Source organism: Nocardia sp. NPDC019219 (genome assembly GCF_040632645.1).
Classification (GTDB): domain Bacteria; phylum Actinomycetota; class Actinomycetes; order Mycobacteriales; family Mycobacteriaceae; genus Nocardia; species Nocardia sputorum.
Genome location: NZ_JBEYCG010000022.1, coordinates 1 through 13,197, shown reverse-complemented (window position 1 = coordinate 13,197; position 13,197 = coordinate 1). Strand labels below are relative to the sequence as shown.

The 13,197-nt window shown below is 69.7% G+C and carries 15 protein-coding genes; 6 read left to right on the top strand and 9 right to left on the bottom strand.

Annotated features, from left to right (window positions below; all coding sequences use genetic code 11):
- Positions 1-6: 6 nt before the first annotated feature.
- The gene (locus tag ABZ552_RS30850) at positions 7-438 is read right to left on the bottom strand and encodes a succinate dehydrogenase hydrophobic membrane anchor subunit (RefSeq protein WP_039796191.1); all 432 of its coding nucleotides are present in this window, start codon (positions 436-438) and stop codon (positions 7-9) included.
- A gap of 82 nt (positions 439-520) precedes the next feature.
- Positions 521-919, bottom strand: a complete 399-nt coding sequence (gene sdhC / locus ABZ552_RS30845) for a succinate dehydrogenase, cytochrome b556 subunit (RefSeq protein WP_281875368.1) — start codon at positions 917-919, stop codon at positions 521-523.
- Positions 920-1,194: 275 nt separating this feature from the next.
- On the opposite strand from sdhC, the gene ABZ552_RS30840 reads away from it, so the two are divergent.
- The 4 genes from ABZ552_RS30840 to ABZ552_RS30825 all read left to right on the top strand — a co-directional run bounded on the left by ABZ552_RS30840 (position 1,195) and on the right by ABZ552_RS30825 (position 5,337).
- Entirely contained in the window at positions 1,195-1,596 is a 402-nt protein-coding gene (locus ABZ552_RS30840) for a cytidine deaminase (protein WP_357441475.1), read from the top strand.
- A 70-nt stretch (positions 1,597-1,666) separates the two neighbouring features.
- Positions 1,667-2,956: a thymidine phosphorylase gene (locus ABZ552_RS30835; protein WP_281875366.1), complete on the top strand. Its 1,290-nt coding sequence runs from the start codon at positions 1,667-1,669 to the stop codon at positions 2,954-2,956.
- A gap of 521 nt (positions 2,957-3,477) precedes the next feature.
- Positions 3,478-4,575 (top strand): adenosine deaminase, encoded by a 1,098-nt coding sequence (locus ABZ552_RS30830; RefSeq protein ID WP_357441473.1) that lies wholly within the window; start codon positions 3,478-3,480, stop codon positions 4,573-4,575.
- 105 nt (positions 4,576-4,680) lie between these two features.
- Entirely contained in the window at positions 4,681-5,337 is a 657-nt protein-coding gene (locus tag ABZ552_RS30825) for a hypothetical protein (RefSeq protein WP_281916701.1), read from the top strand.
- Here the strand turns inward: ABZ552_RS30825 and ABZ552_RS30820 are convergent, their stop codons facing one another.
- The 5 genes from ABZ552_RS30820 to ABZ552_RS30800 are packed head-to-tail and all read right to left on the bottom strand — an operon-like array spanning position 5,338 to position 8,755.
- Entirely contained in the window at positions 5,338-6,603 is a 1,266-nt protein-coding gene (locus ABZ552_RS30820) for a primosomal protein (protein WP_357441471.1), read from the bottom strand. It lies immediately after the preceding gene.
- Positions 6,604-6,629: 26 nt separating this feature from the next.
- A complete protein-coding gene (locus tag ABZ552_RS30815) occupies positions 6,630-6,977 on the bottom strand; it encodes a YbaB/EbfC family nucleoid-associated protein (protein WP_063025323.1) in 348 nt (115 codons plus the stop codon).
- Positions 6,974-7,315 (bottom strand): hypothetical protein, encoded by a 342-nt coding sequence (locus ABZ552_RS30810; protein WP_281875362.1) that lies wholly within the window; start codon positions 7,313-7,315, stop codon positions 6,974-6,976. The genes ABZ552_RS30815 and ABZ552_RS30810 overlap by 4 nt, the downstream gene beginning before the upstream one ends.
- Positions 7,312-8,430, bottom strand: coding sequence for a C40 family peptidase (locus tag ABZ552_RS30805; protein WP_357441468.1), 1,119 nt, complete (start codon positions 8,428-8,430; stop codon positions 7,312-7,314). Before ABZ552_RS30805 ends, ABZ552_RS30810 begins: the two co-directional genes overlap by 4 nt.
- A gap of 4 nt (positions 8,431-8,434) precedes the next feature.
- On the bottom strand, positions 8,435-8,755 hold the full coding sequence (locus ABZ552_RS30800) for a type VII secretion target (protein ID WP_281875359.1): 321 nt from the start codon (positions 8,753-8,755) through the stop codon (positions 8,435-8,437).
- Between the two features lie 144 nt (positions 8,756-8,899).
- On the opposite strand from ABZ552_RS30800, the gene upp reads away from it, so the two are divergent.
- A complete protein-coding gene (gene upp / locus ABZ552_RS30795; RefSeq protein WP_159839441.1) occupies positions 8,900-9,523 on the top strand; it encodes a uracil phosphoribosyltransferase in 624 nt (207 codons plus the stop codon).
- Positions 9,524-9,541: 18 nt separating this feature from the next.
- Here upp and ABZ552_RS30790 read toward each other — a convergent pair whose 3' ends face one another.
- Together ABZ552_RS30790 and ABZ552_RS30785 are read right to left on the bottom strand one after the other, a co-directional pair.
- A complete protein-coding gene (locus tag ABZ552_RS30790) occupies positions 9,542-11,038 on the bottom strand; it encodes a phospho-sugar mutase (RefSeq protein ID WP_357441466.1) in 1,497 nt (498 codons plus the stop codon).
- A complete protein-coding gene (locus tag ABZ552_RS30785; protein ID WP_281875357.1) occupies positions 11,039-11,818 on the bottom strand; it encodes a purine-nucleoside phosphorylase in 780 nt (259 codons plus the stop codon).
- Between the two features lie 243 nt (positions 11,819-12,061).
- On the opposite strand from ABZ552_RS30785, the gene ABZ552_RS30780 reads away from it, so the two are divergent.
- Complete coding sequence (locus ABZ552_RS30780) at positions 12,062-12,766, top strand: enoyl-CoA hydratase-related protein (protein WP_281875356.1); 705 nt, start codon at positions 12,062-12,064, stop codon at positions 12,764-12,766.
- Positions 12,767-13,197 lie beyond the last annotated feature (431 nt).

The following is a 13,197-nucleotide window of genomic DNA, read 5'->3' as shown; positions in this document are numbered from 1 at the left end:
CTGTTCCTAACTGATGTTGGGGTCGAAGGTGAAGATGACGTAGGTGCCCACGCCCATGATCAGAATCATCGAGACGGCCAGCAGGGTCTTGAGCCAGAAGCGGGTCGAGTCCTTGCGGGAGTAGTCGTCGATGACCGTGCGCAGGCCGTTGCCGCCGTGCAACTGCGCCAGCCACAGCATGGTCAGGTCCCAGAACTGCCAGAACGGGCTGGACCAGCGGCCCGCGACGAAGGCGAAGTTGAGCCGCTTCACGCCGCCGTCGAGCAGCAGCATGATCGCCATGTGGCCGAGCACCAGCACGATCAGCAGCAGGCCGGAGAAGCGCATGAACAACCAGGCGTACTTCTCGAAGTTGTTGTTCGAGCGCGCGCGCGGCGAGCGCGGCAGGTCCAGGCTGGCCGGACGGTCGTACGACTTTCCGATGACAGGTGCGCTCATGCCTGCACCTCGCTGGCGCTCGGCTCCGGCATGACCGCACTGGCGGCTGTGTTCATGGGTCGCTCGCTTCGCTCGCTCATTGTCAGTGCTCCGTGAACAGGTAGAAGAACTGGCGCCCGATCGCCGGAACGGCCAGCAGGAACCAGACCGCGAGGATGATCCAGAGCATCAGGCGCTGGTACTTCGGGCCCTTGGACCAGAAGTCCACCAGGATCACGCGGACGCCGTTGAGCGCGTGGAACAGGACGACGACGACCAGGCCCATCTCCATCAACGCCACGATGGGCGTCTTGTAGGTCTCGATCGCTTCGTTGTAGGTGTCCGGGCTCACGCGCACCAGGGCGGTGTCCAGCACGTGGACGAAGAGGAAGAAGAAGATGGTGACGCCGGTGATCCGGTGCAGCGCCCACGACCACATTCCGGGGTCGCCTCGGTACAGCGTCTTCCGCTTCGGCTGGGCCGGAGCTTCAATCGTGGTCATAGAGTGCGGTGCCTCCAACGTCGTTGATGGACCCGGTCGCAGGTCCGACGCCGACGGCGTGGCGGGCGAATGCCCAGGTGGCTGTACTCCGGCCCGTCGCAGGAACCTGAACCGATCTGTTCTGGACTCTAATCCTCCAGCAATCGCGGAACTAATTCGGCGTACCGTGCGTTGCGCGACAGTCGATCGGGTTAGGCTTACCTTTCTTGATGGGTGCGGGGTTCCGTCGTGGCCCTCGCGCGGCCGTGATCGGGTCGGTGGGAGAGAGGTTCCCTGTGCCGGAAATCGACTGGAAATTGTTGCGTGACAACGCATTTCGAGTTATGCGAAATGCCTATGCGCCGTACTCGCGGTTTCCGGTCGGCGCCGCCGCTCTCAGCGCCGATGGCCGCGTGGTGAGCGGTTGCAATGTGGAAAATGTCTCATACGGATTGGGCCTGTGTGCCGAATGTGTACTCATCGGTAACTATATTTCGGGCGGCGGAGGCCGTCTGGTGGCCGTGTCGGTGGCGGATTCGCGCGGGGAGATCCTCATGCCCTGCGGGCGCTGCCGCCAACTGCTCCACGAGCACGGCGGGGGCGATCTCCTGGTCGATCACAAGTCCGGGCCGGTGCCCTTGCGCGCGCTGCTGCCGGACGCGTTCGGCCCCGACGACCTGGATGCCGCGCAGGTGTAGCGATTCCCCTTCAGCTGCGTCCCATCGGCGAGAACCCGGTGCGCGGCGGCGCGTGCCAGACTTGGCGACCGTGACGGCTCTGGACGCGGTTTCGATCATCACCACCAAGCGCGACGGCGGGGAACTGTCGGACGCGCAGATCGACTGGGTGGTCGACGGGTTCACCCGCGGCGCGGTGGCCGACGAGCAGATGTCCGCGCTGGCCATGGCGATCTTCTGGCGCGGGATGACCCGCCGTGAGACGGCGCGGTGGACCGCGGCGATGATCGCCTCCGGGCGGCGCATGGACCTCACCGACCTGCCCCGCCCGACCGTGGACAAGCACTCGACCGGTGGGGTGGGCGACAAGATCACGCTCCCGCTGGCCCCGCTGGTCGCCGCGTGCGGCGCCGCGGTACCGCAATTGTCCGGGCGCGGTCTCGGCCACACCGGCGGCACCCTGGACAAGCTGGAGTCCATTCCCGGCTGGCAGGCGGACGTGCCGACGTCCCGGATGCGGGATCTGCTGACCGACCCTGCCATCGGCGCCGTGATCTGCGCGGCGGGCGCCGATCTGGCGCCCGCGGACCGGCGGCTCTACGCCTTGCGCGACGTCACCGGCACGGTCGAGTCGATCCCGCTGATCGCCAGCTCGATCATGAGCAAGAAGATCGCCGAGGGCACCGCCGCGCTGTTGCTCGACGTCAAGGTGGGCTCCGGCGCGTTCTTGAAGACCATCGACGGCGCCCGCGCCCTGGCGACCGCCATGGTCGAACTCGGCGACGACGCGGGAGTGCGCACGGTCGCGCTGCTCACCGCCATGGACACCCCGCTCGGCCGCACCGCGGGCAACGCCCTGGAAGTCGCGGAATCCGTCGACGTGCTCGCGGGCGGCGGTCCCGACGACGTCGTGGAGCTGACCATCGCCTTGGCCCGGGAAATGGTCGCGCTGGCCGGGCTCGACGTCGATCCCGCCGACGCGCTGGCCGACGGCCGGGCCATGGACCACTGGCGCGCGATGATCCGCGCCCAAGGCGGCGACCCGGACGCGCCCCTGCCCACCGCGAAACACGCCGAGACCGTGCGCGCCGACGCCGACGGCGTGCTGACCCGGCTCGACGCGCTGGGTGTCGGTGTCGCCGCGTGGCGGCTCGGTGCGGGCCGGGCCCGTCAGGGCGATCCCGTTCAGTTCGGCGCGGGCATCGAGATGCACGCGAAGCCGGGCGATGCCGTGACAGCGGGGCAGCCGCTGCTCACCCTGCACACCGACACCCCCCAGGCCTTCCCCGGAGCCATCGCGGCCTTGCGTGACGCCGTCACCATCGGAACCGATGCCGCGCCCGCTCCGGATCCGCTGATTCTCGACCGCATCGTGTCCTGAGCGATCCGCGAGCGCAGGGTTCAGCGCTGTCGCGGGAATCGTGGCTGCTTCGCCGCCCTTCTCGGCTGGATGCCTGCTCGTATGCCGCCTGCTCGGTCGTGCTGTCCGCCGCCGTCGCCGGGCATGGCGTCGATAGTGTCCGTGTGCGCCGGTCTCCCGGCATCGAGGCAGCGCACGCCTTCCGACTACGGTTCGCCGCCCCGGCCCGCGACTCGCCCGGCGCGATGGGCGGACGGTGATCACGGCGCCAGGTCCAGGCATCGCACCGCGCGGGATGTTCGGGGACGACCGCGGTCGCCGCGTCGCACCGGGTGGTTGAGCGAGCCGAGCGGGCGGCGAGCCTCCGGTCGACGACCGAGTCGCGAAGCCGTGCGCGTCCCACGAGTGCCGGAGCGGCTCGCTGGTGGTGCAGCAACCTGCCGGTGTCCGGTGGTGGACCGGCCCGCATCCGGCGGGCGACGAGATGGTTGTTACGACCGGACTAGGCTGCCGTTTCGGCGCGCTGCGGCTACCGTCGATACATGACTGGACCGATGCCTCTGACTCTCGCCTCGATCCGCCAAGCGCCGAAAGCGCTGCTGCACGACCACCTCGATGGTGGTCTGCGGCCCGCTACGGTGCTCGAACTGGCCGCGCACAGCGGCTACGACGACCTACCCGCCACCGACGAGGCGTCCCTGGCCGCCTGGTTTCGCGACGCGGCCGACAGCGGATCGCTGGAGCGGTACCTGGAGACCTTCGCCCACACCGTGGCCGTGATGCAGACACCCGAGGGCCTGCGCCGGGTCGCCCGCGAATGCGCCGAGGATCTGGCCGCCGACGGCGTGGTGTACGCGGAGGTGCGTTTCGCGCCCGAACAGCACTTGGAACGCGGGCTGACGCTGGACGAGGTGGTCGAGCACACGCTGGCCGGATTCCGCGAAGGCGAGGCGCTCGCCGCGGAGGGGGGGCACCCGATCGTGGTGACCTGTCTGCTCACCGCGATGCGGCACGCGGCGCGCTCGCGGGAGATCGCGGAACTGACGGTGCGCTTCCGTGATCGCGGGGTCGGCGGCTTCGACATCGCGGGTGCGGAAGCCGGTTACCCGCCGAGCAGGCACCTCGACGCGTTCGAATACATGCGCGCGAACAGCGCGCACTTCACCATCCACGCCGGCGAGGCTTTCGGCCTGCCCTCGATTCACGAGGCGCTCGCCTTCTGCGGCTGCGACCGGCTCGGCCACGGCGTGCGGATCACCGACGACATCAGCGTGCCCGGCGCGGTCGAGGACGCAGAGCTCGGGCTGGTCGCCAACTATGTCCGGGACATGCGCATCCCGCTGGAGCTGTGTCCGTCGTCGAACGTGCAGACCGGCGCCGTGCCCTCGCTGGACAAGCACCCGTTCGACCTGCTGGCCCGCCTGCGCTTCCGGGTCACGGTCAACACCGACAACCGGCTGATGAGCGACACCAGCATGAGTCAGGAGATGCTCAAGCTGGTCGAGACGTTCGGCTACGGCTGGAGTGACCTGGAACGGTTCACTATCAACGCCATGAAGTCGGCGTTCATCCCGTTCCCGGAGCGGTTGCGGATCATCGACGACATCATCAAACCCGGATACGCGGTGCTCATCGGATAGCGGTCACGCTCGAGAGTGGCGGTGGCGAAGCACCGGGCGGCAACGGCAGCGGTCGGCTGTGCGGTTCCACAGCCGGTCGGCAAACGGTTCGCTAGCGTGGCGATCATGGCGACTTTGCGCATCCCCCGCCGTTTCAACGGTCCGCCCGACTCCGGCAACGGCGGTTACGTGGCCGGTCTGCTCGCCGACCAGCGCGACGAGCAGACCGTCACCGTGATCCTGCGCAGTCCACCGCCGCTGGAGACGCCGCTCGCCGTGCGGGATGAACGGCTCTACGACGGGGACAGGCTGATCGCCGAGTCCAAGAGCGGAGAACTCGAACGCGACGCACCGCATCCTGTCGCGTTCGACGACGCGGTCCAGGCGACGCGCAGCTACACGAGCATCGAGATGTTCGCGTCCTGCTTCGTCTGCGGCAGCGGCCGGGCGGACGGGCTGCGCATCGAACCCGGCCGGGTCGACGAGCGCCGAGTGGCCGCGCCGTGGGTGCCCGACGACACCGTGCCGCTGGGGCCGCCGCTGCTCTGGGCCGCGATGGACTGCCCCGGCGGCTGGTCGCTCCCCGGCATGCTCGAGCGTCCCGCACTCCTCGGCTCGATGACCGCCACCGTGCACGGCATCCCCGAGGTCGAGGAGCGCTGCGTCGTCGTGGGCGAGTTCCACGGCGAGCAGGGCCGCAAATGCTGGGCCTCGACCGCGGTCTACGGCGCCGACGAACGCCTGCTCGGGCAGGCCGAGCAGGTCTGGATCCGGCTGAGCTAGTTACTGCTTGTCGAGCCGGGACTCCAAGTTGCGTTCCAGTTCGCGCCAGGCCTGCGCCTCGGCGGTGAACGGCGGGTTCGGCGCCAACCGGGTGGGGTCGGGATTCAGCAGGTAGGAGACGTACCAGCCCAGCGGGGTGGATTGCGCCAAGGCTTGCTCCACCGTGGCGTCGTCGGCGTAGTCGGCGGCGTCGGTGAACAACTCGACCGCCAAGTCGAGTTGCTCGATGTCGACTGCTTCCGGGCCCTCGGCCAAGTCCTCGGCCAGACCGGGCAGCACGTAGACGTTCTCGTCGGTGACCTCGACCTCCAGCGAGCCGTCCACCGCCGCGGTCTGCACGTCGGCGAAAGTGCTCACCCGGGCCAAGTCGTGCTCGTGATCGTCGGCGAGGTAGCGGGCCAGCGCGCGCTCGGAGGAGAACACCGTGATCGAGCCTTTGGAGCCGAGGAAGATCGGCTCGTCGTCGAGGTAACAGCGCAGCGTGAAGACGCTGCCCTCGGACGTGACGATCTTGACCGGGTCGATGCCGACCTCGTGCCAGAACGACTCGTCCTCGTCCTCGTCTTCCTCGACGTCGTCTTCCTCATCGTCGTCCAGGTCGACGGGCTCGAACTCCTCGTCCTCGTCGCTGTCGGCCGCGTCGTCGGCGTCGACCACGTTCTCCTCGGCCGCCAGCAACTCGGCCTCGGCGACCGCGACCGCCTCGGCGTCGACCTCGGGCGTCTGCACGACGGAGTCGATGGCGTCCAGCACGTCGTCCCAGCCTTTGGCGATGGCCGCGCCGATCTGGTCCCACAACTCCTCGCCGTCGCGCCCCACGAACGCGCTGACGCCGCCCGGCAGCGCGCCGAGCACCGGATGGGAACCGAAGAACTTGGTGACGGTCTCTAGTTCGCACACCTCGCCGATGTTGCGCACCATGCCGAGCGTGTCCTCCAGCTCGGCGATGGTGTCGACGTCGGGATCGCCCGCCGCCAGCTCCGGCACCGCGACCAAGTCGAAGGTGAAGTTCTCCTCCGGCTCCAGTTCGACCGCGGAGAGACCGGCGACGACCTTCCACGCCGGATGGTCCACGAGGTCGTTGTCGGCGTTGGTGCGGATGAACGCGGCCAGCTCCGCCACGGACTCGAAACCGTAGAGGGCGTCCTCGTGACCGAGGAACGCCTCCCACTCGTCGTCACCGTCTCGCCAGCGCGGTGCCCACAGGGTGACGAGATCGCCGTCGGTCAGGCCGAGCTCGATCGGGACGATGTCTCCAGAAGCCATGTGCGGAAGCCTATCGACCTTCCGCGTCAGGCACTATCCGGCCCGCCCCCATTCGTGCCCGCGGGCGGCTGCCCGGCCGGGACGAACGACTCGTTCAGTGTCGCAACGACCTTGGATCGCTGCGCGCCGGCGTCCTCCGCGGCCTGCCTGCACGCCCAGACGATCAGCTGTCCGACCTCGGCCGGCGGCAGCGACGTGACCGATTCCGCCAAGGTCAGGCCGACCAGAGCGCCGTCACTGTTCACCTCGACGCTCACCGCGCCGTCCTCGGAGGTCCACCGTCCGCGCACCTGCTTCAGCCCGTACAGCGCGGCTTCCAGCGCCTCCAGTTTCTGGGTGGCCGACGCGACCAGGGCGTCCATTTCCGCACTCATACCGGCCTCATCCAGCTCGTCGGTCCCGTGTCCGCGTCATCGATCCGGTCGAGCTCGTCCACCGCCTGCTGGCGGGTGGGCAGGCCGAGCCGGTCGAGGATGTCCGAGGGCATGCCCGCCTCGGCGAGCAGCTCACGCCGTCGCGCCCGCGCCGCGATCGCGGACCGCTGGGTCAGCCGCAGGATCTCCTTCGCGAGCGACTGTGCGCCGTAGCGGTATTCGCTGCGCTCGAACTTGATCTCCACCGGCATGCCCTGATCGGTCGCGCGCACCGAGATGGTGCCCGAGCGGTTGCTGCTGGCGGCCACCGTGACGTTGGGGACTTGGGGTCGGGTCATGCCGTTGGCCTGTAGAAACCGTAGAAGTCCATGCCTGAGTTCTCCGTTCGAATCGAGCTGATCTGGACCGGGTCACCCGCCTCGACCAACTGTCCGTTGCCGATCACCATGGCCACGTGGCCGTCCCAGATCGCCAGGTCGCCTGGCATCAGGTCACCGGCCGACACCGGTGTGGCCCCGTTGCCCTGGTCGCACGCGAGCCGGGGCAGGTCGACGCCCGCCTCGCCGTAGGCGTACTTGGTGAGCCCGCTGCAATCCAATCCCGAGCCTGGGCTGTTGCCGCCCCAGACGTAAGGCGTGCCGACGGCCCCGATCGCCGACCGGACCGCCGTGGCCGCCTGCTCGTTGGGCGCCTCCACGACGCTGCCGTCGGGCAGCGTGATCTTCACGCCCTTGCCGTCGTCGGGCGCTCCCGACGAACCGGTGTCCGGTTTGGGCGTACCCGTCGTGCCGGGCGTGCCACTGGAACTGCGCGAGGACCGCGAGGACGTCGACTGCAGCGGCGTGGCCATCACGGTGCTCAGCAACGAGCCCGCACCGTTGAGCACGCCGGACGCGGCGGACGCCGCCTGCTGCACGCCCGCAGCGGGCACGCCGGCGAGCGAGGGAGTGGTCGGCGGCGGGGTCAGGTCGTTCATGGACGCGGTGTGCGTCTGCAATTCGTTCTGGACGCGGCCGACGACGGTGAGCGCTTGGTTGAGATGGTCGATCGCGGAGCCGACGAGCACCGTCAGACCTTCCGGCGTCGCCAGGACCGGACCCATGCTCGCCGCGGTGTTCATGAAGGACTGCGCGATGTCGCTGAGATCCTTCTGTCCCGTCTCGACCTCGCCCGCGGCCTGGTTGACGACCGTCGCCATCTCGTTGCCGCGATCGGAAATGGTGGCCGCGGAGGTCTGCACGCGCAGCGCCTTGGCGGTGGCCGCGTCGGCCGCGCTTCCGTCCCATGCCGTGTTCATCGCGTTGATGCTGTCGCGGCCCATCTGGTGGATCTGGTCCACCACGGACGAAGTGCTGCGCAGCGCGTCGGTGGGACCGCCCGCGGGCAGCACACCGCTGCCGAAGCTGGCGAGCAGATCCAGGATCGGTTGGGCCAGCGCGTTGACATCGATCACGAGCTCACTCCAGTTCGCCGGCGGCGTTCCGCAGCGCGCTCGCGTGGGTGGCGTCGGTCTCGGTGAGGACGGCCGCCGCACCGGTGGCCGCGCCGCCCATGCTGGTCAGCACCGCCGACAGCTGGCCGATCGCGGCAACGTGACCGGCGTGCGCCGCGGCGTAGGCGGCCATGAAGTCGCCACCGATCAACCCCATGATCGGGCCGAGCAACGCGGGCTCCGCCGCCGCGGCGCTCGCCCCGGCCGCCGCCATCTCACCCGCCATGACGTGGGCGGTCGCGCCGTAGGCCGCAATGCCTTCGGTGTCCGCCGACATCTTTCGCATCAGAGCTTCCCCCATCTGTTGTTCCCAGGCAGAGTACGTCATCCACTTGGTTCGACGCGCGCTGTTCCGTTTCGGTTCCGCCGCTTCGGAAAAAAGTCCGGTGGCGTCCGGCGGCGCACCCGCGACCGACCTTATCGTTCCCTCATGCGCACCCACACCGTGGACCATCCACTCGTCGCCGCCCTGCTCACCACGATGCGGGACGAGCGAACGCCGAATCCGGCTTTCCGTGCCGCACTGCGTGATCTGACCGGGATCCTGATCTACGAGGCGCTGCGCGACGCGGAGGTGGAGCGTTTCGAGATCGTCACGCCGGTCGCACCCACCGAGGGCATCCGGCTGGCCCGGCCGCCTTTGCTGGTCCCCGTACTGCGCGCCGGACTCGGCATGATCGACGCGGCTGCCGAGCTGATCCCCGACGCCAGAATCGGGTTCGTCGGTCTCGCCCGGGACGAGGACACCCACCTGCCGGTGCCCTACATGGAATCGCTGCCCGCCGATCTCGCCGGGCTGCCGGTCTTCGTGCTCGACCCGATGCTGGCCACGGGCGGCTCGATGCGGCACACCCTGCAGCTGCTCGCGGCGCGCGGAGCCACCGACATCACCGCGGTGTGCGTCGTCGCGGCACCGGAAGGTATTGCGACACTGGCGGACTCCGGTCTGCCCGTGCGGCTGGTCACCGCCGTCGTCGACACGGGCCTGAACGAGAACGCCTACATCGTGCCCGGCCTCGGCGACGCGGGCGACCGGCAGTTCGGCCCGCGCTGAATCTTTCGCGTAGCCGGGTCAGAACTTGTGGCAGTAATCGCGCAGCGCCGAGAGGCGTTCGTGTGCGGCGGCTCGCGCGGCCGGAAGGCCGGCCCGCGAGCCGACCGGCTCGACCACCTCCAGATAACACTTGAGCTTCGGCTCCGTCCCGGACGGGCGGATCACCACGCGAGACGAAATGCCCTCGAAGATCAGCGCGTCGGTGCGCAAACGGCCGCGCACCCGGAGTTGATCGGTGTATTCGACCGGCTCGCCGGCGATCTCGTGCGGCGGGTCCGCGCGCAACCGCTCGACCACCGCGGCCGCGTCGGCCGCCGAGGCGAGCCGCAGCGACACCTGGTCGCCCGCGTGCAAGCCGAATTCGACCGCGTAGCCGTCGAGTTCGTCGTTCAGATCGCGGCCCGCGGCTTTCAGCCGGGCTACCAGGTCGGCCACCAGCACGGCGGCGGAGATGCCGTCCTTGTCCCGGACCGCCGCGGGGTCGACGCAGTGGCCGATCGCCTCCTCGTAGGCGTAGACCAAACCGTCGCCCGCGCGGGCCAGCCACTTGAAGCCCGTGAGCGTTTCCGCGTAGCGGCCGCCGCGCGCGGGCGCCAGCTTCGACAGCAGCCGCGACGACACGATGGTCGTCGCCACCAGCGCGTCGTCCGGGGCGGTGCGCAGCACGCAGTCGCCAAGGAGCACGCCGGTCTCGTCGCCGCGCAGCATCCGCCAGGCACCGTCCGGCCCTCGGACGCCCACCGCGCACCGGTCGGCATCCGGATCCAGTGCGATCGCCACGTCGGCGCCGACCCGGGCCGCCGTCGCGAGCAGCAGGTCGGCCGCACCGGGTTCCTCCGGGTTCGGGAACGCGACGGTGGGGAAGTCGGGGTCCGGTGCGAACTGCTCGTCGACCACATGGACGTCGGGAAAGCCCGCCGCGCGCAGTGCTTCGACGGCGAGTTCACCGCCGACGCCGTGCAGCGGCGTGAGTGCGATCCGGATACCGGCGCGTTCGCCCGATCCGCCGATGCGAGTCGGTATTCCGGCGACCCGGCGTAGGTAGCGCCGCACCACGTCGTCATCGGCGGGGGTGACCGGCACGCGGTCGATCGGCTCGGCGACCGCCTCGATACAGCGCTCGATCTCGGAGTCGGCCGGGGCGATCAACTGCGACCCGCCGTCGAGATAGACCTTGTAGCCGTTGTCGGCGGCCGGATTGTGCGAGGCGGTGATCTGCACACCCGCGACCGCGCCCAGCTCACGCACCGCGTACGCGACCACCGGCGTGGGCAGCGGACGTGGCAGCAGCGTGACCCGGAAGCCCGCCGCCGCGAAGATCTCCGCCGTCGCCGTGGCGAACTCGGCGGAACCGTGCCTGGCGTCGCGTCCGACGACCACCGCGCCGCCGCCGAGACAACGATCGCGCAGCCACGCCACGATCCCGGCCGTCGCCCGGCTCACCGTGGTGACGTTCATGCCGTCCGGACCGTCGCGCAGCGGCCCCCGCAGGCCGGCCGTGCCGAAACGCAGCATCTACACCCGTTCCAGGACGCCGCGCAGCAGTTTGCCGAGCCGGGGAGCGGCGGCGTGCCCTTCGGCGAGCACTTCCGCATGGGACAGATGCGCGCCGGTGACCCCCGCGGCCAGATTGGTGACCAGCGAAATGCCCAGCAGTCGCGCACCGAGCGCACGGCAGGCGATGGCTTCCAGCACGGTGGACATGCCGACCAGATCCGCGCCGATCGTGCGCAGCATCCGGATCTCGGCGGGCGTCTCGTACTGCGGCCCGGTGAGCCCCGCGTAGACGCCCTCGGTCAGGCTCGGGTCGATCTCCCTGGCCAGCGCGCGCAGGTCGGGATCCCAGGCGTCCACCAGGTCGACGAAGGTCGCGCCGGCCAGCGGCGTGCGACCGGTCAAGTTGAGGTGATCGCTGATCAGCACCGGCTCACCTACCCGGAGGCCGGATCGGATACCGCCCGCGGCGTTGGTCAGCACCACGATCTCCGCGCCCGCCGCCACGGCCGCCGACACCGGATGCACCACATCGGCGGGCTGGTACCCCTCGTACAGATGCTGACGGCCCATCAGCAGCAGCACGGGATTGTCGTCGACCTGGACCGAATGGATCACGCCGACATGGCCCTGCGCGGTCGGCGTCCCGAACCCGGGCAGCTCCGGCATCGGCACCGACGCCCGCGGCGCCCCGATCTCCGCGGCCGCGTCCTGCCAGCCGGACCCCAGCACCACCGCGACCCGATGGCGTGACACTCCCGTACGTTCGGCGATCGCCTCGGCGGCCTGTTCGGCAAGCATGATCGTCACGATAGTGGATCTCCAGCGCCTTCGGCGCTGGGTGTTCGCGGCCCTCTCGTGGTTTGGACGGCGGCGAACGGTGGATGCTGTTCGCGCCGGCTTCGACCCGGGTCGTTTGCACGGGAGTCTCGCGCTCCTGGTCTCCCTTCCCGTGGTAGGGCGATTGTGGCCGGTGGGAGGGTGTCGTCACGAGAGTGCTACCCGTGAGTAGGGGATCGGCCGCGGCCCGTTACGCTGCACCGCATGCCGTATCTGGAACGCCAAGGGGAAGTGTTCGTCGTCTACCTCGGCGGTGAGGGACAGACGGACAGCGAGAATCGCTTCCACCCAGACTGGATCGACGCGTTCCACGGGCTGCTGGACGAGGTCGAGAGCTCCGAGGGCCCTGCGGCGCTGGTGACGACCGCCACGGGGAAGTTCTTCAGCAACGGCCTGGACACCGACTGGCTGTTCGGAAATCTGGACAAGATGCACGGCTACCTCGACCGCGTGCACTCGCTCTACACCCGCCTGCTCGCCTTCCCGCTGCCGACCGTCGCGGCGATCAACGGTCATGCCTTCGGAGCGGGCGCCATGCTGGCCACCTCGCACGACTTCCGGGTGATGCGCGCCGACCGCGGCTTCTACTGCCTGCCCGAGGTGCACTTGGGCATGCCGTTCACCATCGGGATGAACGCCTTGCTCACCGAGCGGCTGACCAACCAGGTCTGCGTGCAGGCGATGACCACCGGCCACCGCTACCCGGCCGACGAGGCGATCGCCGTCGGCATCGTGGACGCGAAGGCGGACGCCGCCGAGTTGCTCGCGACCGCCGTCGAGCGGGCAGCCGCACTGGCGAGCAACCGCAAGCCCAACCTCCCGGTGATCAAGCGCGCCCTCCACGCGAAGGCGCTGGCCGGCCTCGCCGTCCCGACCACCCCGGAAAACCTGGCCTTCGCCACGAGCTGACCGCCAACGGCCCACCCCGCTCGCGCACCGCGCCGCTACGTCGGCGAGGAGCCGCCGCGTCACCCCGCCCCGCCCCGGGTCCACGATGCAGCGAGGAGTGCATCCCACTCGCATCGAGGGCACACGACGAACACGCGAAAGCCGCTGGCGACCCGCCATCCCGAATCGGGCCTACATCGCGGGCGGCCGACGCTTACGGATATGGCAGCTGCCCCACCCGCTGAAGTCTTCCGAGACGGCGTGCCACGGGCGTGACGCTCGGCCCGTGACGCGCCCAGCGCACCGCAACCACGTCTTTCGAGCGAAGCGAGACCGAGCATGCGCCGTTCGCGGCCCGGCTCGCGTTTGCGTGGCCGCCGCGTAGGCGACGAAGGAGCAAGCGGCGGCCGCGCAAACGCGAGCCACAAGAGGGCCGCGAACACCCAGCGCCG